This window comes from Streptomyces sp. NPDC045899 (assembly GCF_056431485.1).
Genome location: NZ_JBWKKP010000006.1, coordinates 28,820 through 53,475 on the forward strand (window position 1 = coordinate 28,820; position 24,656 = coordinate 53,475).

Sequence of the window (24,656 nt, forward strand, 5' to 3'; positions counted from 1 at the left end):
TACCCCCCCCCCCCCCCCCCCCCCCCCCCCCCCCCCCCCCCCCCCCCCCTCCCCCCCTCCCCCCTCCCCCCCCCCCCCCCCCCCCCCCCCCCCCCCCCCCCCCTCTGCGGTGGTGCGTTCCGCTCGACGTGGCGGGTCAGTCCGTGCCGGACTCCATGGCGGCGCGGTCGAGCACCTCGTCGTCTTCGGTGGACCCCTCACCGCGGGAGGCGATGGCTTCGGCGCCGCCTTCGGGCATGGTGCCGATGAGTCCGGTCGCGGCGGCCTGGGCGGCACCGATGGTGGGTTCGGCGGTGCCGATCAGACCGAGTCCGGCGTACTGCTCCAGCTTGGCGCGCGAGTCGGCGATGTCGAGGTTGCGCATGGTGAGCTGGCCGATCCGGTCCATGGGGCCGAATGCCGAGTCCTGGGTGCGCTCCATCGACAGCTTGTCCGGGTGGTAGCTGAACGCCGGGCCGGTGGTGTCGAGGAGGGAGTAGTCCTCACCGCGCCGCAGTCGCAGTGTCACCTCGCCGGTGACGGCCGCGCCCACCCAGCGCTGCAGCGACTCGCGCACCATGAGCGCCTGCGGGTCCAGCCAGCGCCCCTCGTACATCAGCCTGCCGAGGCGCCGTCCCTCGTCGTGGTACTGGGCGAGGGTGTCCTCGTTGTGGATCGCGTTGACCAGGCGCTCGTAGGCCGCGTGCAGCAGGGCCATGCCCGGTGCCTCGTAGATGCCGCGGCTCTTGGCCTCGATGATCCGGTTCTCGATCTGGTCCGACATGCCCATGCCGTGGCGGCCGCCGATGGCGTTCGCCTCCATCACCAGGGCGACCGGAGAGGCGAACTCCTTGCCGTTGATCGTCACCGGACGGCCCTGGTCGAAGCCGATCGTCACATCCTCGGGAGCGATCTCGACCGAGGGGTCCCAGAACCGTACGCCCATGATCGGCTGTACGGTCTCCACGCCCGTGTCCAGGTGTTCCAGCGTCTTGGCCTCGTGCGTGGCACCCCAGATGTTGGCATCGGTGGAGTACGCCTTCTCGGCACTGTCGCGGTAGGGGAGATCGTGGGCGAGGAGCCACTCCGACATCTCCTTGCGGCCGCCCAGTTCATGGACGAAGTCCGCGTCCAGCCAGGGCTTGTAGATCCGCAGGTGCGGGTTGGCGAGCAGGCCGTACCGGTAGAACCGCTCGATGTCGTTGCCCTTGAACGTCGAGCCGTCGCCCCAGATCTGTACGTCGTCCTCGAGCATCGCCCGGACCAGGAGCGTTCCGGTGACGGCGCGGCCGAGCGGGGTGGTGTTGAAGTAGGAGCGCCCTGCCGAGCGGATGTGGAACGCCCCGCAGGTGAGAGCGGCCAGGCCCTCCTCCACCAGCGCCGCGCGGCAGTCGACCAGGCGCGCGATCTCGGCCCCGTAGGTCTTGGCCCGCCCGGGCACCGAGGCGATATCCGGCTCGTCGTACTGACCGATGTCGGCGGTGTAGGTGCACGGGATGGCGCCCTTGTCGCGCATCCACGCGACGGCGACCGAGGTGTCGAGGCCGCCGGAGAAGGCGATGCCGACGCGCTCGCCGACGGGAAGGGAGGTGAGGACCTTGGACATGGCAATAGTATGCAGAGAATTGCATGATCATGCAATGCCCGGATCATCGTGCGCTGGGCACCCCCGGCGCACCTGCTCCGACGGATGGCTCGTTCTGGCCTTGCCGGCCCCGCGTGGCACTCGCCCGGAGGTGCGGAGTGGACGGCAAGAGCGTGCCCGGCGCACGCGACGGCGGCGGAATCCCCCGGCCGGGACCGGCAGGCTGCGGCAGCCAAGCGGAACCTTCATCCACTTTCCGCCATCCCCACAGGAGACAACTCTCCGCCGCGCGAATCGCGTTGCGCCCCATACGGAAAACGGAGCCCCCACAGTGTCATTGCCGCCGACCCCCGCACAGCCCCAGGACTACGAGCGCATGATGGCCATGGTCACGGGGTTCTGGGTGACCCAGACGGTCCGTGCCGCGGCCCTCTACAGGCTGGCCGATCACCTCGCGCAGGGCGCCGACACCCCCGGTGCGATCGCCGAGGCCGAAGGCATCGACCTCGACGCGGCGCGGCGCCTCATGCGGACCTGCGCCTCGCTCGGCCTGATGACCAGCGCGGACGGCGGTGCCCACTACAGCGGCACATCGCTCCTCAGTACCCTCCGCAAGGAGGACCCGAACTCGCTGCGCGGGTTCGCCATCTCTCAGGCGGCTCCGGGTCACTGGCTCCCCTGGGGGCGGTTCGCGGAGGCGATACGCACCGGGGACCATCAGGTCACGGCGGCCCACGGAGACACCACGATCTTCGACTACTTCGCCCGCCGGCCCGAGGAGGCGGCGCTGTTCACCGAGTCCATGGGCAATCTCTCCCGGGCCGCGGCGCAGGCCATCGCGGCGGTCATCGACACATCGGAGGCAGGGCTGGCTCTGGACCTCGGCGGGGCCAACGGTGAGGTCGTCCGGGCGATGATGAAGGAAAACCCCGACCTGCGCGGTGGCGTCTTCGACCTGCCGCATATCGTCCCCGACGCCGCGGCGGCCGCTGAGGAGGACGGCCTCTCGGAACGGTTCACCGCGATCGGCGGGGACTTCTTCCAAGAGGTCCCTCCGGCTGACCTCTACGTCCTGAAGTACATCCTCCACGACTGGGACGACGAGGACTGCGTACGCATCCTGAAGAACTGTCAGACCGCGCTGCGGGAAGGAGGCAGGATCGTGGTCGTGGACCACCTCATCCCCGAGGTCGGCACCCCCGGAATCGCGCCGCTGATGGACATGAACATGCTTGCCATGACCGGTGGCAGGGAACGCGAGACCGCTGAGTTCGACGCGCTGTTCGCCGCTGCCGGTCTGCGCCGTACCGCCATCACCCCGGCCGGTGGATTCGCCGTCATCGAGGCGACACCGGTCTGACGCGGGTGCGGATGATGCGGATGTGTTGCCGCCCGGCGCGGGGGAGTGCGTAGCCGAACGCACGGTTCGATGGAGTCATCAGCATGCGGCCGGGGCCCCACGGGAGCCCCGGCCGGTGAACCCGATCCGCGTGAAGCCCTGAGTGGGAACGCCCACCCACTCGAGCGGCTGGAAGCCACATGAGGGCCGGCGCGATGCCCGGACGGCGTGAGTCTGCTGACGGTGCGTCTCACTCGAATGCACGACGCTCACTTCACATTCTCACCAGGCCGAACGGCGCGTAGCTGTTACTCACTTTCGGGTGAACGTCTCCCGGTGCACGGGGTGGCGCGCCATGGCGGTCCCGGGCCACGGGGCAGCGGCTACAACGATTTCCGACCCGATAGCCCGTCAACCTCATGCATTCGACGCATAAATGGACATTACAGTCGACAGTCATGGCGATGTGGGCGATTCGTAACAGGGTTCACCTTTCCTCCATGAAGCGGGTGCAGGGTGGGCAAGGTGTGACTGCGCGGCCAACCGGCCGCCACCACCCGCACAACCGGATCCGACCGGCCCAAGGCAACTGCCGGGTCCGGATGTGCCCGCACCATGCAGGGGGACCTGTGTCCAAGTCCATCATCGCCCGCCGTCTGACCGCCGCCGCCCTGAGTGCCGGTGCCCTGACCGCGGCCCTGACGGTGCCGGCCTCAGCAGCGGCCGCGCATCACCCGCACCGGCCGGATGTGCAGATCACCCGTGTCCAGTACAACTCGCCGGGCTGGGACGACCGCTCCAACCGCTCCCTGAACGATGAGTGGGTGGAGATCACCAACAACGGCCGTCGCGCGGTGAACCTCGACGGCTGGACCCTGTCCAACCGGGACGGCGACACCTTCGCCTTCCGCCACTACCGTCTGGACGGCCGCTCCACCGTCCGTGTGCACACCGGCATCGGCTTCGACCGGAGCCGTGACGTGTACCAGGACCGGCGTGACTACGTCTGGGACAACCGTTCCGACACCGCCACCCTCCGCAACGACCACCGCCGCTTCGTCGACGCCCAGTCCTGGGGCCGCCACCACCACGGCGGACGCCACTAACACCACACGGCGGTGCCGGTAGTCAGGGCCTGGCCACCGGCACGCCACCCTCACCACGGACGGCGCCTCACCCCCGACCGGGGTGCGGCGCCGTCGCCCATGAATTCCCTTCCCGCGTGAGTGCTCACTCTGTAACATGATCTTCTGTATTCGATCATGGGGTGCCTGACCCGCATCCCGCCTGAAACGGGGAACCATCAAGTGAAGAAGCTCCTGAGCGCCGCCGTGGTCGCGGTCGCCGCCACCCTCGCCGCCGCACCGGCGGCCAACGCCGCTCCTTTCATCAAGCTCGTCGCCGGCCCCTTCGCGACCAAGGCGAAGTGCGACTCCGTCCGGGCGAGCTCCTACCGCGGTCCGGACTTCAAGTGCCAGCACTTCGACGCCACCTCGGACGGTGAGATCCGGAAGGGCTGGTACGTCCGCGAGTACTGATCCGACAGGTGACAGGGGGTCGACGACTGGTGTCGTCGGCCCCCTGTTCCGCGTGTGCTATGCGGGAGCGCCCTGAGGCTGTCAGCGGGGCGCGTTAGTGAGGCGTTAGCGGTGCGGCAGCGGTACGGCAGCCGTTCGCCAGTGGGGCCGGACAGTCTTGTGGCGTACCGCAGGACGACCGCACGACCACCGCAGCACCGCCCATACGACCCGCAGGGGGAACCACCGATGTCGATCTCCACCGTCAACGCCCGTACCGTCCGTACCGCCGTCGCCAGTGTGACGCTGATGGCCGCCGCCCTGACCCTCGCGGCGTGCAACAACGACGACGGGGAGGGGGTCAAGCGCTCCGGCTCCGCCGAGAGTTCGGCCGCCGCACCTCAGAGCTCGGACACCCAGAGCGGTGATGAGCAGGACGCGCCCGCCGGTGGCGGCGCACAGGACACGGGTGGCAAGGGCGGTACCTGTGATCCCAGCAAGGTGTCGATGACGGTTTCCAAGGTGTCCCGGCCGATCAACCACCTGCTGCTGAAGGCGACCAACAACTCCGGCGTCACCTGTGATCTTCCGGGCTTCCCCGCGCTGCGGTTCGATGACGCGCAGGCGGCCACCCCGGTCATCGAGGAGAGCAAGCCGCAGGCGGTGGTCTCCCTCGCGCCGGGCACGTCGGGCTACGCGGGCATCCTCACCTCCAGCGCCGACGGTTCGGGCAGCGAGGGTACGAAGGTCAGCGAGCTGAGCGTGTACCTCGAGGGCAAGGACTCCGCCACCTCCGCCTCCCTGCCCGGCGGCTCGGTCTACATCGACAGCAGCGCGAAGGTCACCTACTGGCAGAGCGAGAGCGCCAACGCCCTCGACTGATGGGCGAAGGGCAACACCGAAGGGGCCGGTGTCAGGCGGGTACGACGCACACCGGCGACGGCACGTGCAGCGGCGGCGCGCCACTGGGGACGGGGACGCCGTCGGGCCCGATCGCGAACGTGGTGACCGTGTCGCTGCGCTCGTTGGTGACATGCATCCAGGCCCCGTCCACGTGCAGATCGCGTGGTCCCGCTCCACCGGAGGGGACGTCCGCGACAGGTTCGAGCGCGGCGCCGTCCTCGCGCACCAGGTGGGTGGTCACCACATCGGCGCCGCGTGTGGAGGTGTAGACGTACTCGCCGCCGATCTTGATTGCGGCGCAGTGGGCCGCGTCGTCTGAAGGCGCGGCCATGGCCGGTGACTCCGCGGTCACCTCCAGGTCGGCGTATCCGCCGCGCGGGGACAGGACGAGCACGGTGGCCGCCAGCTCGGTCACCACGTAGACGTACCCGCTCGGGTGGAGAGCCAGGTGCCGTGGCCCGGAACCGGAGGGACAGGCCGTCTCTCCGAGGAGCCGCAGCCGTCCGTCCTCGAGCCGGAAGGCTCTGATGAGATCGCTTCCGAGGTCGGCTGTCAGGACGGTTCCGTCCGGCGCCTGTACGGCCATGTGCGCGTGCGGCCCCTCCTGCCGTACCGGGTCCGGGCCGCTGCCGTGTCCCTCCGCGGCGTCCGGCTCCCCGGTGAACAGGCCGTGGGAGTCCAGCCCCGTCGCTCTGACCGTGCCGGACCCGTAGTCGGCGATGAGCAGGTGTCCACCGTCCGCCGTCACGGACACATGACACGGCAGCGCCCCGGCGGCCCGGCGTCCGGTCTCGTGGAGCCGTCCGTCGCGCACCGCGTAGGCGGCGACACCGCCCGCCTGCTGTTCCCGCACCGCGTACAAGGTGTTTCCACCCGGGCCGACGGCCAGGTAGGAGGGGCAGACCGCCTCGGCCGCGAGCTCGGGTCCCTCCAGCGAACCGTCCGGTCGCCGCCGCACACGGTAGATGCCTTCGCCACCGCCCATTCCGGAGGTGTAGCTGCCGATCCAGAACGCCTGTCCGCGCAATTGTGGTCTCCGTGTCCGGTGAATGGCTGGTGCCGACCGAGGAACGCGGGGAACCTTCGTCGGTCGGCACCGGGGCCTTCATGGGTGGTGGGCGTTGTGCCGGCCGGCCGTCAGCCGGCCTTCTCGAAGGTGGCGGTGAGGGTGTGGTCGGCGTCGACGGTGAGCTGGTACTCGGCGTCGGTGGACACCACGGAGTCCTTCTCCGTCCAGCCGGTGAAGCGGTAGCCCGAGGCGGGCTTGGCGACGAGGGTGACCTTGCTGCCCTCCTCGTAGGTGTGGGGCTCGGTGAGGTTGCCGATCACCTTGGCGGTGCCCCCGGAGTCGGGCGACGCCGAGACCTGGATCGAATGCTGGACCATGTTGATCGCCATGACCCCGTAGAGCTCGACGTTCCCGGTCGAGGTGGCTCCCGCATAGCGCATGGTGTTCACGGCGAGGGCCTGGCCCGACGCGGCCGAGACGGTGTGGCCGCCTTCCCCGAGGTTGTCGGTGCCGAGATTGAAGGCGCTGGCCGAACCGGAGCGGACGCGCAGTCCGTCGTGCGGGCCGTAGCCGAAGACGTTGAGCATGCTGAGGTCCTGGGCGCCGTTGACATCGACCAGTGTTTCCTGCTTGCGGGTGTACTTGTCGATGACCAGGGGGAAGACGGCACCGTCTTCGCCCAGCCAGCCGGGGATGCCGTAGTCGAGGCGGAAGGCCGAGTTGCCGTTGGACAGGACGCCTTCGATGCGGCCGCCTTCGTTGCCCCCGACGCTGATGCCGTGGTTGAGGAAGACGCCGTCCACCTTGCGGATGAAGAAGTTGTCGGCGTCGGAGTCGGTGAAGTCCAGGCCGTTCCAGGGGTTGGCGACACCCATGTTGACGACATAGTTCCGGTCGGCCTTGGCGCGGACGGCGTAGGGGTAGGGGACCATGCCCTTGGCGTCGAACGGGTTGTTCTCGGGGTAGAACACACGCAGTCCGCGGGTGCCGGCGGAGTCCCCGTCGAGGGTGATCAGGGCCGTGTCGGTGTCGGGGTTCGAGGTGTCGCGGCCCTCGTAGCCGAGCAGTACGGTCCCGTGGCTGTTGCCGATCTGGTCGCGGTTGGGTACCGAGGAGGAGCCGCGCAGTTCGACGTTGGCCGGCACCTTCAGGTGGCTGTTGATCCGGTACCAGCCGGCCGGCAGGTAGACGATGCCGCCGCCTGCCGCCCCGGCGTCGTCGAGGGCCTTCTGGATGGCCGGTGTGGCGTCTTCGGTGGGCAGGGACCCGAAGCCGTGCGGCGCGTTGTAGGGGTCCGCGGCCACGTTGTAGAGCTTGGCGCGGCTGACCTTGGGCTCGGTGACGGGCTTGTAGACGGGCGGCTCGTCCTTGAGCACGGGGACGTCGCCCTTGACGGCTCCGCTGGTCGTGGTGCCGGTGAGCTTGACGTAGCCGCCGCCGTTGTTGTCGACCGCGTAGTGCGAACCCTTCAGGGTGCTGTTGCTGAAGCCCGCGCCCCACCGTTCGTCCGATCTTCCGACCCGGACCGCCGTGTCGGTGTCGGTGATGGTGGTCTGGAGGAACACACCGGCGAACTCGATGCGCTGGCCCTTGACGATGTCAATGCCGACCTTGTAGTGCGCTGCCTTCAGCTTGTAGAACTGTTCCCACTCCAGGTCGCCGAGGGTGAAGGCGGTGGCGTTGGCGCGGGTCCACTTCTTGATCGCGGCCTCGGAGGGCGCGTTGTACGCCGATCCGGCCTGTGCCCAGTACTTGGGGTCGAAGTCGATGTTCTCCCAGGTGCCCACGTCCGCGCCGTTATAGGCGACAGCGCCCTTGGACAGCACGGTGCCCTTGACGTCGCGGATGGTCGCGATCTCGTGGACCTGGCCGTACTTGGGCTTCGTACCCTTGTCGTTGGGTGTGTCGCTGATGCCGATGCCACGGTAGGAGTTGAGCATCGTCACATCCTCGACGGTGCTCATCATGTAGTTCTCTTCGCCGCCGACGGCCCGGCCGGGTATGTCGAAGGTGTACCCGTAGGGCACCGGCTTCTCGGCGTTCTGCCGTGGGTAGAACACGGTCATGCCGACGACACCGGCGCTGCCGCCGATCCGGAACAGGCTGGGGCCGTCGTCTCCGGAGGCCAGGTCGGCGAGTACGACGGTGCCGTAGTCGCCTTCGCCCCGCTCCGGATCGCGGTGGTCACCGCGCAGGGTGCAGTAGGCACCCACCTTCAGGGTGTCGGTGACCCGGTAGCGTCCGGCGGGCAGCCACACCGTGCCCCCGCCCGCCTTGTAGCAGTCGTCGAGAGCCTTCTGGATGGCGGCCGTGGAGTCGCGCTTGCCGGTGGCGTCGGCGTCGTAGTCGGCCACGTCGAAGTCGGCCACCACGTGGTCGTCGGTGGGGAACCGCGTGTCGATCAGCCGCGGTTTCGGGGTGGGGGTCGCTGCGGACGGCTCGGCCGCGGAGGCGAGCGGGAGCAGCGCGGCGGTGATGGCGGTGCTGGCGACCACGGAGGTGGCCAGCCCCAACAGACTCGGTCTCATCAGGTGCTCCTTGGAGGTGGATCGGATGGAGGTGGATACGGGCTAGCCGACCGGGCGTGCGGTACGCGTGGGGTCGGCCCAGCTGTGGTTGGGAATGTGCGGGTACCAGCCGGGGCGGGTGGGATCGCGGTCGTACGGGTAGTCGCCGAGTTCGCGGTAGCGGGCCGCGTAGTGCTCGACCTTGTCGCGGTCGAGGGTGACACCGAGGCCGGGGCCGTCGGGGACGGTGATGGCGCCGTCCACGTAGCGGAACGTGCCGCCGACGATGATGTCGTCGCGCAGATGGTGGTAGTGGCTGTCGGCGGAATAGGTGAAGTTGGGCAGTACGGCGCCGAAGTGCAGCATGGTCGCGAGCTGGACACCGAGCTCTCCCGAGGAGTGCACTCCGACCGGCTGCTGGAAGGTGGCGCAGGTGGCCGCGGCCTTCAGACAGGCCCGGATCCCGCCCCAGAACGTGGTGTCGAGCAGGATCACATCCACGGCCGGGTCCCGGAGGTTGCAGGCGAGTTGCTCCGGGTTGACCACGACGGTGTTCGTGGCGAGGGGGATGGCGATGTCACGGCGCAGCTGGCGCAGTCCGTTCAGGCCCCAGGTGGGGTCTTCCAGGTAGTCGTTGTTGAGGTCGGCGATGCCCGCGGCGAACCGGCGCGCCTGGGCGAGGCTGAGGACACAGTTGGGGTCGTAGCGGACCGGCTGCCCCTCGACACCGCGGGCGAGCTCCCGGAAGACATCGAGTTCGTACTCGGGCGGATACACCCCGCCCTTGAGCTTGTGGCTGGTGAACCCGTGCCGGGCGCGCAGGTCGGCGGCGTGTTCGAGGAGTTGTTCCGCGGTGCGGATCTCGCCGCTGCCGTCGGGGTTGGGGTAGCGGAAGAACAGATAGGAGGCGAATGGCACCCGGTCGCGCAGTTTGCCGCCCAGGAGTGCGTGGACCGGCAGATCGGCCGCCTTGCCGATGATGTCCAGGCAGGCGAACTCCAGCGCCGCCAGCAGCTGGGTGCGGTTGTTGTACAGCGAGGCCGTCGGGTTGGCCACGATCAGCTGCAATGCCTCGAGGTGGTGGGGGTCGTGGCCGATGAGGTAGGGCTCGAGGCTCTTGAGCGCCGCCTCGGCGCTCTGACCGCCGCCGCCGAGCTCGCCCAGACCGCTGATCCCCTCATCGGTGTGGACTTCGACGAGGGTGCGGACGAAGCGGCCCCAGTGGGCGCCGTTGGAATGGCGCAGGGGCGCTTCGAGGTCGAGGGTGACGGTGGTGGCCGACAGGCCAGTGATCTTCATACTGATCCGTCCGGACGGTGAGAAGGGTGCAACGGGAAGGGGGCAACCGGGGCAACGGGAAAGGGCGTGGGTGGGGTGGAGGGGCGTCCGGCGGATGCCGGTCAGGGGCCGCCGGGGCGGCCCGCCGTGAGACCTCCGTCGATGGTGTGCACGGCACCGGTGATGAATCCGGCCCGGGCACTGGCGAGGAACGCGATGAGTTCGGCGACCTCATCGGCGCGGCCGACCCGGCCGAGCGGATGCGCCCGGCCGAAGCCGCGGATGGTGTCATCAGCCGTGTCTTCGGGCTGGAGTTCGTGGGCGGCCCGCCGGAGCATCGGGGTGTCGATCGAGCCGGGGCAGACGCAGTTGACCCGGATGCCCTCCGCGGCGTGGTCGAGCGCCATCGACCGGGTGAGCGAGACCAGCGCGCCCTTGCTGGCGGCGTAGGCGGCCACGTTGCGTTCGGGCAGTGCCGCCTGCACCGATGCCACGTGCACGATCGATCCGCCGTGGCCGCGCATCTGCGGGACCAGCCGGCCCGACAGGGCGAACGCCGAGTGCAGGTTCACCGCCATCACCTGCTCATAGGCGTCATCGCCGGTGGTTTCGACCGTGCCGTACCGCTGGATACCCGCGCTGTTGACGAGAACGTGGACGTCGCCGTAGGTGTCCAGCGCCGCGCGTGCCAGCGCCTCGACGCCGTCCGCGGTGGCGAGGTCGGCCTCGACGACGACGGCGTCATGGCCCTGGAGGGCCTCGCGGGCCGCCGCGACGGTCTGTGCGCCGACCCCGGCCAGCGCGACCTTCGCGCCGCCCGCGGCGAGCCGGAGGGCGGTGGCCAGGCCGATGCCCTGCGTTCCGCCGCCGATGACCGCGACCTGATCGGTGAAGTCCGGTGGGATGGTGAGCGGTGTGGTCACTGCTCCGGTCTCCTCTGTGTGCGGAGGTGGCCGCCGACGGCCGAGCTCGGCGACACCGGTGGGTCGGTGTGCCGGATGGGTGGCCTCAGGGCCGCTGTCCTGGGATCCGGCGGAGGGTCAGTGTGGTGGTGCGCTGTTCGCCCGGGGCCACCACCTGCCCGCCCAGCCGGTCGGGAAGGTGTTCATAGGGACCACAGGCGGGTTCGATCGCCACCGTGTCCACCGTTCCCCACCAGGGGAACCCGGAGGTGGTGCGGCGCTCCTGCCAGATCCACAGATGGTCGAAGACCTCGGCGTCCCAGGCGAGTTCCACCCCGAACGCCAGCTCCTCGTTGTACAGCCGCGCTGTCCGCACGCCCGAGTCCAGGACGGTCAGCGGCCGGGCCAGCGGGGGCCGGTCCGGTACGCCGGGCGGCGGATGGAGAGGGAACTCCTGGGTGCCGGTGGCGTCGTCCAGCTCCAGCCGGCAGCGTCCGCCGACCAGTTCGGGGCCGAACGCGGGGTGCTCGGTCCAGGCGAAGGCCGCGGGGCGCGCGGAGAAGTTGTACACGGTCTGGGTGATGCGCAGCCCGGTGTCGTCCACGGCGAACTCGCGCCGCACCTGCAGAGGAGCCGTGCGCAGGGTGACGGTGAGGGTGCAGTGGCCGGTCCCGGTGTCTTCCACCTCCCATGCGCGCCAGGCGGCCTCACCGTGGAAGGGGTGCTCGACTCCGTCCAGGACCCTGGCGTCACCGGCGTGGGGGATCAGGGTGTGCCAGCCACCGGGGTAGCGCCGGTGCCATTCGGCACCGGAGTCCGCGGCGCGCATGGCGCCGTGGCGCTGATCCGCCCACGGGGTGCGCAGCAGCAGTTGGGTGCCGGTGGCGCGATCGGTGAGGGTGGTGAGGGCGGCGCCGGACGGGTCGACCGTCGCGGTGAACGTCTGCCCCGCCAGGCTGATCTCGGGCGTTTCGACGGCGCCGCCGTCCGGGCGGGTCATGAGGGCCCTCCGCCGGTCGCCGCGGTCTCGCCGGTCGTGGGTGCGCCGATCTCGGACAACTGGTCCTGGAGGGTCCGGATGCCGTCGGGCTCCAGCGTGGTGAGCGCGCCGCCGAGACCGACGGCGAGTGCTCCGGCACGCAGCCAGGACGCGGCGGTGTCGGGGGTGATGCCGCCGGTCGGTACCACGGGTGTGCCGGGGCGTACGTCGAGCAGCGCGCGGAGATGGCCGGGGCCCACGCCGGCGGCCGGGAACAGCTTCACGATGCCACGGGCCGCCACCTGGGCGAGCTCGCTCGGGCTGAACGCTCCCTCCAGGAAGGGCACATCACCGGCGGCGTCGCGGGCGTCGGGTGTCGCGTAGGGGCTGACGAGGAAGTCGGCGTCGAGGGCGACCGCGCGGGCCGCGTCCTCGGCGGTCGTCACCGTGCCCACGCCGAGCAGAGTGCCGGTGAAGAGGGAGTCGCCACGGGCGTCCGCCAGGACCCGCTCCCAGCCGGGAACGGTGGTGGTCAGCTCGATGACCCGGAGCCCCGCGGAGTGGCACAGGGCCATCCGGTCGGCCAGCTCGGACGCGGTCGCGGTGCGCAGCACCGGCAGCAGCCGCTGCCGTGCCAGGCGGTCGCGCAACTCGGTGGTGGCGGTGTCCAGCACCGATCCCTGGCGGTTCTGGGAGGTGGCGCCGGATGTCATCGGTGCCCCTCGTGGTCGGTGTGGCGCGGGGTGAAGCCGAGCAGCGCGCGGCACCGCGCGTTGTCGAAGACGCTGTCACGGCCGGGCAGCGCGGCCCGGCGCCGGACGCCGGGGTGCAGCCGGGTCAGCAACTCCTCGGTGGGCTGGTCCGACATCGTGGTCGGCGCGGTGACGTTCAGTACGTGCGCTCCGTGCAGCGGTGCGCACAGGGCCAGCCGGAACGCCTCCGCCGCGTCGCGGGTGTCCAGCCAGCCCCACAGTTCGCGCCGGGTCGAGGCCGGGTCGTCACGGGTGCGCCGGACGTGCTCGGCGAGCCGTTCACCGGTGCCGACGAACGGCAGCCGCAGCGCGATCACGTCCATGCCCCAGCGGCGGTGTGCCATCGCCGCGGTTGCCTCCGCCGCCTGCTTGGACAGTGCGTAGGGGTCCTCGGCGAGGATCGGATGGTCCTCGTCCACGGGCACGTAGACGGGTGGTACGTCCCGGTCCGCCCATGCCAGGCCGAGCACACTGAGGCTGGAGGCGATGGCCGCGCGGTGGATTCCGGCCCGTCCCGCTTCGTCCAGCACCAGGTAGGTGGTGTGCGCGTTGGCGGCGAAGATCTCGTCGTCCGGGTAGCCGTGCGGGCTGGGGATGGCGGCCAGGTGCACCACCGCGTCCACACCGGTCATCAGACCGGTGACGAACGCGCGGTCGCGCAGGTCGCCGACGTGGTGGCGGCCGGGTGCGCCGGGCGGCGCGGAGGTGCGGTCGGTGCCGGTGACGGTGTGTCCGGCCGCGGTCAGAGCGGTGCACAGATGGCGGCCGATGTGTCCGTTCGCACCGGTGACGAGGATGTGCATGGGCTTCATCCCTTCACCGCGCCGATCAGTCCGTTGACGAAGTAGCGCTGGAGGCAGGTGAACAGGATGATGACGGGAAGGACCACGATCAGGGCTCCGGCCATCAGCACGTTGTACTGGGGGACGCCGCTGGTCGTGAGGTTCTGCAAGGCGACCGGCAGGGTGAAGGTCGTCGGCTCGGTCAGCGACACCCGGGTGAGCAGGTATTCGTTCCAGGTGGGGATCGCGGTGAGCATCGCGACCGTGACCAGGGCCGGACGGATGGACGGCAGATAGACCTGGAGGAAGGTGCGAAGTTCCCCCGCCCCGTCCATCGTCGCGGCTTCGCGCAGCTCACGCGGTACGCCCGCCATCGCGGTGGTGAGCAGGAGGATCGACAGCGGCGCGGTGCCGTTGATCAACGGCAGGATGAGCCCGAGATGGGTGCCGAGCAGACCGGCCTCGTTCTCCAGCAGCACGATGGGCAGCAGCACCGTCACCGAGGGCACGAACAGCAGCGCGACGAAGAAGCGGTACAGCACGGTGCGGCCGGGGAAGCGCAGCACTCCGAAGGCATAGGCGGCCAGGCTGTAGAGCACCAGCACGCCGAGCACGGTCAGGCCGGTGACCTTGAGGCTGTTGAGGAAGTAGCTGAGGAAGTCGAGCTGGTTCCAGGTGTGGGTGAGGATCTCCAGCGTCGGTTGGTGCGGTACGAAGGCACCCGGGTCCCGCATGTCCTGGTCGCTCTTGAGGCTGCCGGAGACCATCCAGGCGAACGGGGACAGGCTGACCACCGCGTAGCACAGCAGCAGCGTGTACACGATGACGCGGGGAAGGAGCGGTTTGCCCGAGCGGGGCCGGCCGTGGGCCGGACGGACGCGGGCGGGGGCACCGCCGGCCGTGCTCGGCGTCATGGTGGTGGTGGGTGTTGTCATGTGGTGCTCCGCAGGGCCCGCAGGTTCAGGGCGGCGAGCAGGATGGCGATCAGGAACAGCAGCCAGCCCAGTGCGCTGGCCAGGCCGAGCGTCGGCTGCATCTGTTCGAGGAATGCCAGGTGGTAGGCCTGCAGGCCGAGGACGTTGGTCTTGCCGCCGGGAGCCCCCTCAGGGCCTGTCATCACCAGGAAGGTCTGGAATCCCTGGAGCGCCTCGCGCAGGTTGAGCAGGATCACGGCGGCGGTGATGGGACGCAGCAGCGGCCAGGCGATGTGCATGTTGGTCCGCCACCACCCCGCTCCGTCGAGGGAGGCGGCCTCCAGCATCGCCGGGTCCAGCGACTGGAGTCCGGTGAGGTAGAGGAGCATGCCGACCGGCACCGCCGTCCACACCATGACCACGATGACCGTGGGCAGCGCCGTCGCGGGGTTGCCCAGAAACCCTTGTGGCTGTGCCAGTGTGCCGAGCCCGAGGGCGCGCAGGAGCTCGTTGACCCCTCCGTCGGGCCGCAGGACGTACTGCCAGGCGAGGTAGACCGCGATCCCGGAGGTCACGTAGGGCAGGAAGAACACGGTGCGCATCATCGTGCGCAGCCGTACGGCGTTGTTCAACAGGACCGCCAGCGGGAAGCTGATGGCCACCGTCAGCAGCGGTACGGCGATCATCACCACGAGGGTGTGCAGCGCGGCCGAGCGCACGATCGGCGCGTAGACGGGGCTGCGGTAGAGGAGGTCGAGGTAGTTGTCCAGGCCCACCCAGGTCCACTCCGGGGAGAACCCGTTCCAGGTCGCCCCGGACAGGGCCAGTCCGTAGCCGAGGGTGTAGAGGCCGAGTGCGAGGAACAGCAGCACGGCGGGGGTGAGGAACGCGTAGGCGGTGACCGCCTCCCGGACCCGTCGCCGCGGGCCGCGCCTGGTGGATCCGGTGGACCCCGCGGGCGTCGTCTCCTTCGACGCCCGCGGTGCGGCGGAAGCGGGGGGTGGGGTTTTCGATACCGACAAGGACGCCATGCTCACTTCCCGGCGGCCCAGTAGTTCTTGATGAGCGTGTCGAGCTGCTTGCCCGTCTCGCGTGGTGAGGAGCGCTTCAGCGGCGACATGTTGACCAGTGCCGCTCCGGCCTTCTCCCAGTTGGCCGGGTACTGCGCCGGCATGAAGCTGGTGTCGTTGGGGTCGTAGACCTGGCTGCCGGAGGAGAAGACCTTGGTCAGCGAGGCCAGTGTGGGGCCGACGACGCCGGCCGGGTTGTCGCCCAGGTCCACCGCGGGCAGATCGGTGGCGGCCTTGGCGAACGCGCCCGCGACATCGGGCTTGGCCAGGAAACGCAGCCACTTGAGGTCGGCGGCCTCGTTCTTGGACTGGGTGGTGATCGCGAGGCTGGTCAGGGAGAAGGCCGCCAGACTGCGGTCCGCGGCCTTGCCGCCCTTGGGCGCCGGGATCGGGAACGCCTCCACCTCATCGGGCTTCATCCCGAACTGCCGCAGGCTCGCCAGAGTGAAGGTGCCGCCGATGTCGAAGGCGGCGTCGCCCTGGGCGAAGGACCGGTCGGCGGCGTCGATCGACAGCGACTGGGATCCCGGCGCCCAGTACGGGGTCAGCTTGTCGTAGAGCGACAGGACCTTCTGGCCGTTGGGGGAGGCCCATGTCCTGCCGGAGTCGCGGCCGAACAGGCCCTGGTAGTCGGCCTTGCCGAGGGCACCGAAGGCCATCGGCTCCAGCGCCCAGTTCAGACCGGTGGACGCGGTGCCCAGGCCGACGGTGATGCCGCCCTTGCGCTTGTCCTTCTTGGTCGTGGCCTTCAGCGCCGCGACCAGGTCCTCCCAGGTCTTGGGGACCGAGGAGACGCCCGCCTCGGCCAGCTTGGCCTTGTTGGCGTAGACGATGCCGAAGGTGCCGACGGTGAACGGCACGCCGTAGCGGGCACCCGTCTTGATACCCGGATAGGCCGATCCCCGCTTCTTGGAAGCGGCTTCCAGACGGGGGGTGACGACACCGGCCTTGCGCACGCTGGGGACCATCCCGCGGGTCCAGGCGGCGTCGACCTTGTCCGACAGGTCGGTCAGCAGCCCCGCCCCGCCGTAGACGAAGTCCTCGCCCTGGGTGTGCACCTCGAGCACGTCCGGGAGGCTGTGCGTCTTGGCGGCGCTCTGCAGCTTGGCGATGTAGGCGTCGTCCGGGGTGACTGCCTGAATTGTTACGGATATCCCGGTCTGCTTCTTGAAGCGCGCCGCCGCGTCCTGGAGAGGTTTGACGTGGGACTGCTTGAACGTCCACATCGTGATCGATTTGCCGTCACCGGCGCTTTTGCCTGATCCGCCACAGGCGGCCAGCGGCAGCAGAAGTGCTGCCACAGCCGCGGCGGCAGCGGTGCGTCGGCCGTGACGGCCAGAGTACAGGTGCATTGAGCCACCCCTTGCGTTCATGGTTGCGAACGGCGTTCTGTTATGGGAACATAAGTGGCGACAGGTGAAGCGTCAAGGTTTCTTGCGCCTTACATTCACCGTTCGTCACCAACTCGTAATCGGGAGGGCACGTGAGCGAGCAGGGCAACCGCACGCGGAACAACGGGGGTCGCGAGGCGGCGCCGAGCGGCGTGAAGTCGGCATTGCGCACGCTGGAGGTGCTGGAGCTGCTCGGCTCCAGCCGGCGGCGGCATTCGCTGGCCGAGATGTCCGCGGCCCTGTCGATCCCCAAGAGCAGCCTGCACGCGATTCTGCGGACGATGGAGGCGCGGGGCTGGGTGGAGACCGACGACAGCGGCATCATGTACAACCTCGGCGTACGCGCCCTGCTGACCGGCGCCGCCTACGTGGAGACCGACGACATCATCACGGTCTCCGCCCCGGTGCTCGACCGCCTGGCCGCCGAGACCGGCGAGACCGTGCACCTGGGCCGCCTCGACGGGAGCGACGTCGTCTACCTCGCCAAACGCGAGTCCATCCACGCGGTGCGGCTGTACTCGGCCGTCGGCCGCCGGCTCCCGGCGCACGCCACCGCCCTGGGCAAGGCGCTGCTGGCCGCGCTCGACCCCGGCGAGGTGGACCGCCGGCTGGACTGGCCGCTGAACTCCCTGACCGGCGCCACCATCACCGACCCCGAGCGGCTGCACGAGGAGCTCGGCCACATCCGCGACCGGGGCTACGCGACGGACGACGGCGAGAACGCCCCGGAGATCCGGTGTGTCGCGGTGGCGCTGAGAAATCCCGCGGCCGGTATCAACGCGCTCAGCTGCTCGGTCCCGAAGACGCGCGCCTCCGATGAGCGCATGGCCGACCTGGGCGAGACGCTGCTGCGCGCCGCCCGCGACGTGGATCAGATCGCCCACCGCCTGCGCGCGCGCTGACCCCTCCCGCTTCGCGCCCCGGTCAAGGCCCGCTGGGGCGCGAGGTGCTGATTGACAGACAGACCTCCCGGCTCATATGTTCGGAGAGGTGTACATCATTCATATAGGCGAACGGTTGGCGGGCGATGGACGTCTTCACACTCGGTGAGGCCATGGTCTGCCTCTCGCCGACCACGGGCCTGCTCGACGCCGCCGCCCATCTGGGTTGCTCGGTGGGCGGCGCCGAACTCAACACCGCAATCGGACTCTCGCGTCTGGGCCACCACGTCCAGTGGACGTCCCGCGTCTCCACCGACCCGCTCGGCTCGCGCCTCCTCGCGGTGCTGGAGGCCGAGGGCCTGACGACGAACAGGATCCGGCGCTCACCGGATCTCCCCACGGGGCTGATGCTCAAGGACAGGCCGACCACCGAGGCCCGGGTGCTGTACTACCGGCGTGGGTCCGCCGCCTCCGCGCTGACCGCGGAGGACATCGACGAGGACGCCGTGAGGTCCGCGCGGTTCGTGCACCTCACCGGTATCACCCCCGCCCTCGGTCCCGGCCCCGCCGCCGCGGCGGAACGCGCCCTGGCCATCGCGGGCGCCGCCGCCGTACCGGTGAGCTTCGACCCCAACTTCCGCCCGCAGCTGTGGAACGAGCGGCAGGCCGCCGCCGTGTACCGGCGGCTGCTGCCCTCGGTCGACCACCTCCTGTGCAACGAGGCCGAGGCCCGTCTCATCACCGGCCACCAGGACCTCGACCGCGCGGTGTCCGCCCTGGCCGACTCGGGACCACGGCACGTCATCGTCAAACGCTCCGCCGACGGGGTGACGGCACTCTGCGACGGCGAGCAGGTGCGCGTCCCCGCCTGGCACGTCAGCGACCTGGTCGATTCCGTCGGAGCCGGAGACGCCTTCAATGCCGGATGGCTCCACTCCCGGCTGACCGGGCTCGGCGTCCGGACCGGTCTGCGGCTGGCCGCCTTCGCCGCCGCCCAAGTGGTGCGGCACGCGGGCGACTACGAAGGCTTCCCCTCAGCCACGCTCATAGCCGACTGGCTCGCCGAACACGACCGACAGCCCGACCCCGCTCCGCCACAGAGGTGATCCCATGAACCACGGGCCGACCGACCCCACCGGCTCCCCGATCCTCGCCCCGGCCCCCTGGCACGAGGTGCGCGAGAACAAACTGCGCGTCACCGCCGTCCGCACCTTCCTCACCGCGCCGCAGGGCTGCCCGTATCTGATCGTGCGGGTGGAGACCAGCGAGCCCGGACTGTACGGACTGGGATGTGCCAGCGATCCCCAGCGCACCCGCGCCATCCGCGCCATCGTGGACGACTACCTCGGTCCGCTGCTCCTCGGCCGTGACCCCCGCGACATCGAGGACATCCACCGGCTGCTGCTCAACAGCGCCTACTGGCGGGGAGGTTCACTCGGCGGCAACGCGCTGGCCGGTATCGACGTGGCGCTGTGGGACATCAAGGCCAAGGCGGCCGGACTGCCGCTGTACGACCTGCTGGGCGGGCGTGCCCGCCACGCCGCCACCGCCTACACCCACGTCAGCGGAAGCGACCCCGACGAGATCGCCGGACTGGTGCAGGCCGCCCGGGACAGCGGTTTCGAGCACGTCCGCGTCCAGGTCGCCCTGCCCGGCGCCGACGCCTACGGCACCCATCCCAGCGATGCCGCGCAGGCCGCCGCGATCGCCAACCGCCAGGTCCCCTGGGACGGTGAGGCATATCTGCGCATCGTCCCCAAGACGCTCATCGCGGTCCGTGACCGCGTCGGCGACGATGTCGAGCTGCTGCACGACGCCCATGAGCGGCTCACCCCCGCTCAGGCGCGCCAGTTCATCAGCGCGGTGGAACCGGCCCGGCTGTTCTTCCTGGAGGACGTGCTCAGCCCCGAGGACAGCGGACACTTCCCGCACCTGCGGGCGGCCGGCACCGTACCGCTGGCGATGGGCGAACTGTTCAGCGACCCCACCCAGTACCTGGAGCTGATCACCTCCCGCTCCATCGACTACGCCCGGATCCGGATCCCCACCCTCGGCGGACTGACCCCCGCCCGCAAACTCGCCGCGGTCTGCGAGATGTTCGGTGTCCGCCTCGCCCCGCACGGCCCCGGCGACGTCAGCCCGGTCGGACGCGCTGCCACCGTGGCACTCGATGTCAACGCGCCCAGCTTCGGCATCCAGGAAGCCGCCGAGTACACCGACGCCACCCAGGAGATGTTCCCCGGAACCATCAGCGCACAGCACGGCGCGCTGTACCCCGTCGAAGCACCCGGCCTGGGTGTCGACTTCGACGAAGCCGTCGCACGGCGCCACCCCCCGACCGCACCACTGGAGCACGACCGGTGGGCACTGCTGCGCAATCGCGACGGCAGCGCGCAACGTCCCTGACCGTGGCCACCGGCCGGGCCTGCCGCAAGGCCCCGGGCCCGGCCGCTACCCGCGCCCGGTCGCGCCGGTGCGGTGGCGCGCGGCGCGCGCCACCGCACCGGTGATGGGATCAGGGCCCTGGGCCACCTCCAGGACGAGCCCGGCGGTGGCTGCGGTGTCCAGGAGCGCCACCAGCACCCCGGCGACATCGTCGCGGGTGATCTCGCCGACGCTGCGCTCCGCCGTGATGCGCACCGCACCGGTCCCGGGGGTGTCGGTGAGGGCCGCGGGCCGCAGGATCGTCCAGTCCAGATCCTGCGCCATGAGGTGTTCGTCGGCTGCGGTCTTGGCGTGGACATAGGCCGCCCAGACGTCGTCGGCGTGAGCGGGGGGCGGACTGCCGGCGCCCCGGGTGGACACCATCACATACCGCCGGATGCCCGTGCGCAGAGCGGCTTCGGTCAGCAGGACGGCGGCCCGGTGGTCCACGGTGTGCTTACGGGCCGCACCGCTGCCCGGTCCGGCACCGGCTGCGAAGACGACGGCATCGCACCCGGACAGGGCCGCCGCCGCCTCGTCGCACGAAGCCGTCTCGAGGTCGCGGACGACGGGCCGGACGCCGTCGGCCACCAGGTCCTCGCTGTGGGCGGGGTTGCGGACGAGCCCGATGACACGGTCTCCCCGGGCGGTGAGCAGTCGGCCCAGACGCCGGGCGATCTGCCCGTGCCCGCCTGCGATGGCGATCTTCATGAACTCTCCTCGGTGCCGTTGGGAAGCTGTCAGAACGTGATGCGGACCTTCAACGCCGATCGTTCGTCCATCGCGCGGTAGCCATCGGGAACACCGTCCAGGCCGACGGTGTGGTCGAACACCGGCCCCGGGTCGATGACACCGGCCAGTACGTCGGCGAGGAGCTCGGGTATGTGGGCGCGGGCCGGGGCCACACCACCGGCCAGGGCGACGTTGCGGTTGAACATCTGGCGGAGGTCGACGCCCGCGCTGCCGCTGTGGGGGACGCCGACATAGCCGACCGCGCCGCCGTCCCGGGCGATGGAGATCGCGGTGCGCATCGCCTCTTCGGTGCCGACGGCTTCCAGTACGGCGTGTGCGCCCAGGCCGCCGGTCAGCTCCCGGACCGCCTCGATCGCCGTCTCACCGCGTTCGGCGACGACGTCCGTGGCGCCGAACGAACAGGCGATGTCGGTACGGCTCGGGTGACGGCCGAGCGCGATGATCCGGTCGGCGCCGAGGCGGCGCGCGGCGAGCACGCCGCACAGACCGACGGCGCCGTCGCCCACTACCGCGACGGTGGATCCAGGCCGTACCCGGGCCGAAACAGCGGCGTGGTGTCCGGTGCTCATCACGTCGGACAGCGCCAGCAGTCCCGGGAGCAGCGCGGTGTCGGCGGCCGCGTCCTCGGGCAACCGCACCAGTGTGCCGTCGGCGTACGGCACGCGGACGGCCTCGCCCTGCCCGCCGTCGGAACCGACCTCGCCCCAGAAACCACCGTGCGGACAGGAGGTCTGCAGCCCCGCCCGGCAGTGGACGCACACACCGTCGGACCAGACGAAGGGCGCGAGGACCAGGTCACCGGGTGTGAAGCCGGTGACCTCCGAGCCGCTCTCCTCGACGACGCCGAGGAACTCATGGCCGATCCGTTGCCCGGCCACCCGCGGGGCGACACCCCGGTAGGCCCAGAGATCGCTGCCACAGATACAGGCGTTCAGCACACGCACCACCGCATCGGCGGGGTGCTCGATCCGGGGGTCCGGGACCTCCTCGATCCGGATGTCATGAGGGCCGTGGATGACGGTGGCGCGCACGGAAAGCAGCTCCTGATGCTGAGTGACGGGGGCAGGCCGCTCAGCGTCGTCGCCAGTGCCACCTCATGTCCAGCTACAACACCTACACCTTTCACTTAAGATGAACTGATGCTCGATCTCCGACGCCTCGTTCTGCTGCTCGACCTGGCCGCCTACGGCACGGTGACAGCGGTGGCCGAACTCCACAGCGTCACCCCCTCCGCCGTCTCCCAGCAGTTGCGACTCCTCGAAGAGGAGACCGGCGCCCGCCTGCTGGAACGCACGGGCCGCACCATCTCCCTCACCGCTGCGGGCCATCAGCTGACCGAGGACACCGAGCAGGTGCTCGCCGCACTCGAACGGGCCGAGAGCCGCCTGCACCACGGCGCCGCGGAACCGGTCGGGCGGCTCGACCTCGCCTGCTTCCCCAGCGGCCTCGCCCCGCTGGCCGCTCCCCTCAGCCGGTCACTGGAGCACACACATCCCGGACTGCGCCTGCACATCACCGAGGCGGAGCCCATCGACGCGGTGCGTCTGCTCCTCCAGCGGCGCGCCGACCTCGCGCTGGTCTACCGTTACGCCAACCTCGCCACCCCGGCTCCGCCCGGGGTGGAAACACGCATCCTCGCCATCGACCCACTGGTCGCCGTACTGCCGCGCGAGCACCCGGCGGCAGGCACCGAAGGCCACCCGGTCGAACTGCGGAACCTCGCGGACGCACCGTGGATCGCCGCCCCCGCGCACACCGCGTGCGGCGCGGCCGTCCTCCAGGCCTGCCGGTCTGCCGGATTCACCCCCGAGGTCAGACACACCTGCACCGACTTCAACGCCATGATCGCTCTCGCCGCGAAGGGCGGCCACCCGGTTCTGCTTCCCGAGATGGCCACGAAGCACCTTCCGGCCACGCTCACCGCTCGGCCCACCACCGACGCCACGCTCGCGCGCACCATCGACATCGCCCTCCGGCCCGGTACCCCGCAGGAACCGGCGATCACCGCCGGCCTGACAGCGCTCGAGGCCATCGTGGAAGAACCGCTTCGCCGATGAGCGCGCTCACATGCCGAGGGCGAGGGTTCGGTGATCCGAACGCGAAGGCCGACGAACGTGAGACCCGGCTCGGCCCCGGCACACCGGCCGGCCGGTCATGCGCTCACTCACCGCCAACGATCACTGACCCGAGCGGCTGATCGTCTGCCCGGCGGCGGGGGCCGACGCACGGCGGGGGCGGGCAACGAGTTCACCGCCGCAGTTGGGACACGTATCCCGCATGGCGTCGCCGCAGGACACACAGAATGTGCACTCGTACGAACACATGCGGGCCGGTGAGGTCTGCGGCAGCGCCGCTTCGCATCGTTCGCAGCGGTCACGCATCTCCAGTGCCATGGCTCTCCTCGTGGGATCAGGTTTCCATCGCCCGGGTGTCGGCACCGGACGAAGCCGAGTGCCCATTCTCAGAACAGGGATCGTGACCTGAAAGTGTCGACAGGGACAGCTTTACGCAGGATCCGGCCACCCTCAGAGCGCCTGAGCGAGCGGTTGACGACACCTCTTCGGCCCCCTTGGAACCGATCATCTAGTCGGTGAGAACCGCCTCCACCGCGCCGGGGACCAGCACCACCTCCTGGAGCGTCCAGCAGTCCGAACGCTCGGTGGCCACTTCGGCGGCACACCCACGGCAGACGAGATTCGGACCGTCGCAGCCGTCCAGACCACAGCAGCCGTTCAGCCGTCCGCGCAGTGAGGTGTGCTCGGTCCCACGTATATCGGTCCGCGCCAGCACGATGCCGTTCAATCCCGCCCGGCGAAGGCCCAGGGCAGCCCCCGCGACCAGCGGCCGGAACACGCGCTCCCCGGCCTCCGGCGGATCGTAGGCGAAAGTCCCCGACCGCATCCGCGGCGGGCACTCCTCACCCTCCGGCAGCTCGAAGGGTGCCGGGGTGTGGTCCGCATCGGGAAGTGGCATCTCTTGTACGGGCGCGGTGACATCACCGTGACAGCGACGGCAGCGGAAGATGACCATGCGCGCCATTGTCCGCCCCGGGCGGGTCCGGCGCCTCCGAATTCCAGGGCCCGGCATCTCCACGGCGATCTCACCCGGGGCAGGGGCCGGCATCGGCCGTGCGGCTGACGAGACGATCCTTTGGCGCCCTCTTGGGCCCGGTCCCTGTGACGATGGCCGTGGGTGCGGGTACGCGTCCATCGGCGAATGGCACTCCGACGTGCGGGGCCGTAGCCGCGGGCACCAAGCGGAGAGGAAGGCCACAGTGAACGACACGGAAGAGACCGCGCCGGCCGGTGAGGGGCCGACGTGGGTCCAGGTGGAGGTCTCCGGCTGCCCGCCCGGGGACGCGCAGACCGTCTTCACCACGCTCGACACCATGTTTCACACCGACCGGGCCAGAGACGACGAGCCCCGGGACCCGGAGGCCACGGGCACGATCGTCTGGGCCGTGACCGTCGATGTCGCCCAGGCGCCCGCCCCGGCGGCGCCGCCCCGGCTCACGGAGCCGGTGACGGTCAGCGCCCAGGGCGGCTATTGGGCCGTCGACCGGCTGCGGGCGGGTCTCGCGTCCGCCTTCGCGGTCCAGGACATCGGGTCCGTTTCCGGAGATCAGGAGCGGGAGGCCGAGCTACGGCTGGACAACCGTGAGGTGTGACAACGGTGAGGTGTGAGAAGCGCA

The 24,656-nt window shown here is 70.2% G+C and carries 24 protein-coding genes; 9 read left to right on the forward strand and 15 right to left on the reverse strand.

Features of this window, described 5'->3' with window-relative positions:
- Window positions 1-136: 136 nt before the first annotated feature.
- A complete protein-coding gene (argG, locus tag AC07FT_RS10870) occupies window positions 137-1,585 on the reverse strand; it encodes an argininosuccinate synthase (protein ID WP_471197028.1) in 1,449 nt (482 codons plus the stop codon).
- Between the two features lie 310 nt (window positions 1,586-1,895).
- Between argG and AC07FT_RS10875 the strand changes: the two genes are divergently transcribed.
- The 4 genes from AC07FT_RS10875 (at window position 1,896) to AC07FT_RS10890 (ending at window position 5,302) form a co-directional block, all read left to right on the forward strand.
- Window positions 1,896-2,924 (forward strand): methyltransferase, encoded by a 1,029-nt coding sequence (locus AC07FT_RS10875; protein WP_479175744.1) that lies wholly within the window; start codon window positions 1,896-1,898, stop codon window positions 2,922-2,924.
- Between the two features lie 581 nt (window positions 2,925-3,505).
- Complete coding sequence (locus tag AC07FT_RS10880) at window positions 3,506-4,009, forward strand: lamin tail domain-containing protein (RefSeq protein WP_479176196.1); 504 nt, start codon at window positions 3,506-3,508, stop codon at window positions 4,007-4,009.
- Between the two features lie 201 nt (window positions 4,010-4,210).
- Window positions 4,211-4,441 carry a hypothetical protein gene (locus AC07FT_RS10885; protein ID WP_471197023.1) on the forward strand — a complete coding sequence of 77 codons (231 nt, stop codon included), beginning with the start codon at window positions 4,211-4,213 and terminating at the stop codon, window positions 4,439-4,441.
- Between the two features lie 228 nt (window positions 4,442-4,669).
- Window positions 4,670-5,302 carry a DUF4232 domain-containing protein gene (locus AC07FT_RS10890; RefSeq protein WP_479175746.1) on the forward strand — a complete coding sequence of 211 codons (633 nt, stop codon included), beginning with the start codon at window positions 4,670-4,672 and terminating at the stop codon, window positions 5,300-5,302.
- Window positions 5,303-5,333: 31 nt separating this feature from the next.
- Here AC07FT_RS10890 and AC07FT_RS10895 read toward each other — a convergent pair whose 3' ends face one another.
- The 10 genes from AC07FT_RS10895 to AC07FT_RS10940 all read right to left on the reverse strand — a co-directional run bounded on the left by AC07FT_RS10895 (window position 5,334) and on the right by AC07FT_RS10940 (window position 16,817).
- On the reverse strand, window positions 5,334-6,350 hold the full coding sequence (locus AC07FT_RS10895; protein ID WP_479175748.1) for a lactonase family protein: 1,017 nt from the start codon (window positions 6,348-6,350) through the stop codon (window positions 5,334-5,336).
- A 110-nt stretch (window positions 6,351-6,460) separates the two neighbouring features.
- Entirely contained in the window at window positions 6,461-8,860 is a 2,400-nt protein-coding gene (locus tag AC07FT_RS10900; protein WP_479175750.1) for a glycosyl hydrolase family 28-related protein, read from the reverse strand.
- Between the two features lie 42 nt (window positions 8,861-8,902).
- On the reverse strand, window positions 8,903-10,138 hold the full coding sequence (locus AC07FT_RS10905; RefSeq protein ID WP_479175751.1) for an enolase C-terminal domain-like protein: 1,236 nt from the start codon (window positions 10,136-10,138) through the stop codon (window positions 8,903-8,905).
- Between the two features lie 101 nt (window positions 10,139-10,239).
- Complete coding sequence (locus AC07FT_RS10910) at window positions 10,240-11,040, reverse strand: SDR family NAD(P)-dependent oxidoreductase (RefSeq protein ID WP_479175753.1); 801 nt, start codon at window positions 11,038-11,040, stop codon at window positions 10,240-10,242.
- Window positions 11,041-11,125: 85 nt separating this feature from the next.
- Window positions 11,126-12,019, reverse strand: coding sequence for an aldose epimerase family protein (locus tag AC07FT_RS10915; RefSeq protein ID WP_479175755.1), 894 nt, complete (start codon window positions 12,017-12,019; stop codon window positions 11,126-11,128).
- Complete coding sequence (locus tag AC07FT_RS10920) at window positions 12,016-12,711, reverse strand: bifunctional 4-hydroxy-2-oxoglutarate aldolase/2-dehydro-3-deoxy-phosphogluconate aldolase (protein ID WP_479175757.1); 696 nt, start codon at window positions 12,709-12,711, stop codon at window positions 12,016-12,018. The genes AC07FT_RS10915 and AC07FT_RS10920 overlap by 4 nt, the downstream gene beginning before the upstream one ends.
- Window positions 12,708-13,553, reverse strand: coding sequence for an NAD-dependent epimerase/dehydratase family protein (locus tag AC07FT_RS10925; protein WP_479175759.1), 846 nt, complete (start codon window positions 13,551-13,553; stop codon window positions 12,708-12,710). The genes AC07FT_RS10920 and AC07FT_RS10925 overlap by 4 nt, the downstream gene beginning before the upstream one ends.
- 5 nt (window positions 13,554-13,558) lie before the next feature.
- Entirely contained in the window at window positions 13,559-14,467 is a 909-nt protein-coding gene (locus AC07FT_RS10930) for a carbohydrate ABC transporter permease (RefSeq protein ID WP_479175760.1), read from the reverse strand.
- Window positions 14,464-15,468, reverse strand: a complete 1,005-nt coding sequence (locus tag AC07FT_RS10935) for a carbohydrate ABC transporter permease (protein WP_471196996.1) — start codon at window positions 15,466-15,468, stop codon at window positions 14,464-14,466. The genes AC07FT_RS10930 and AC07FT_RS10935 overlap by 4 nt, the downstream gene beginning before the upstream one ends.
- Before the next feature lie 11 nt (window positions 15,469-15,479).
- Window positions 15,480-16,817, reverse strand: coding sequence for an ABC transporter substrate-binding protein (locus AC07FT_RS10940; protein ID WP_479175762.1), 1,338 nt, complete (start codon window positions 16,815-16,817; stop codon window positions 15,480-15,482).
- A gap of 182 nt (window positions 16,818-16,999) precedes the next feature.
- Between AC07FT_RS10940 and AC07FT_RS10945 the strand changes: the two genes are divergently transcribed.
- From AC07FT_RS10945 to AC07FT_RS10955, 3 genes are all read left to right on the forward strand, one after another.
- Entirely contained in the window at window positions 17,000-17,809 is an 810-nt protein-coding gene (locus AC07FT_RS10945) for an IclR family transcriptional regulator (protein WP_479175764.1), read from the forward strand.
- Between the two features lie 125 nt (window positions 17,810-17,934).
- On the forward strand, window positions 17,935-18,894 hold the full coding sequence (locus AC07FT_RS10950) for a sugar kinase (protein ID WP_479175765.1): 960 nt from the start codon (window positions 17,935-17,937) through the stop codon (window positions 18,892-18,894).
- Between the two features lie 4 nt (window positions 18,895-18,898).
- The gene (locus AC07FT_RS10955) at window positions 18,899-20,194 is read left to right on the forward strand and encodes an enolase C-terminal domain-like protein (protein WP_471196985.1); all 1,296 of its coding nucleotides are present in this window, start codon (window positions 18,899-18,901) and stop codon (window positions 20,192-20,194) included.
- Between the two features lie 45 nt (window positions 20,195-20,239).
- On the opposite strand, the gene AC07FT_RS10960 is transcribed toward AC07FT_RS10955, so the two are convergent.
- Together AC07FT_RS10960 and AC07FT_RS10965 are read right to left on the reverse strand one after the other, a co-directional pair.
- Window positions 20,240-20,923, reverse strand: coding sequence for an SDR family oxidoreductase (locus AC07FT_RS10960; protein WP_479175768.1), 684 nt, complete (start codon window positions 20,921-20,923; stop codon window positions 20,240-20,242).
- A gap of 29 nt (window positions 20,924-20,952) precedes the next feature.
- Entirely contained in the window at window positions 20,953-21,996 is a 1,044-nt protein-coding gene (locus AC07FT_RS10965) for a zinc-dependent alcohol dehydrogenase family protein (RefSeq protein ID WP_479175770.1), read from the reverse strand.
- A 108-nt stretch (window positions 21,997-22,104) separates the two neighbouring features.
- On the opposite strand from AC07FT_RS10965, the gene AC07FT_RS10970 reads away from it, so the two are divergent.
- Window positions 22,105-23,022, forward strand: coding sequence for a LysR family transcriptional regulator (locus tag AC07FT_RS10970; protein ID WP_479175771.1), 918 nt, complete (start codon window positions 22,105-22,107; stop codon window positions 23,020-23,022).
- 120 nt (window positions 23,023-23,142) lie between these two features.
- Here the strand turns inward: AC07FT_RS10970 and AC07FT_RS10975 are convergent, their stop codons facing one another.
- Entirely contained in the window at window positions 23,143-23,424 is a 282-nt protein-coding gene (locus tag AC07FT_RS10975) for a DUF1272 domain-containing protein (protein ID WP_479175773.1), read from the reverse strand.
- A 124-nt stretch (window positions 23,425-23,548) separates the two neighbouring features.
- Complete coding sequence (locus AC07FT_RS10980) at window positions 23,549-23,938, reverse strand: hypothetical protein (RefSeq protein ID WP_479175774.1); 390 nt, start codon at window positions 23,936-23,938, stop codon at window positions 23,549-23,551.
- Window positions 23,939-24,239: 301 nt separating this feature from the next.
- Between AC07FT_RS10980 and AC07FT_RS10985 the strand changes: the two genes are divergently transcribed.
- Window positions 24,240-24,632, forward strand: a complete 393-nt coding sequence (locus AC07FT_RS10985) for a hypothetical protein (protein WP_479175775.1) — start codon at window positions 24,240-24,242, stop codon at window positions 24,630-24,632.
- Window positions 24,633-24,656 lie beyond the last annotated feature (24 nt).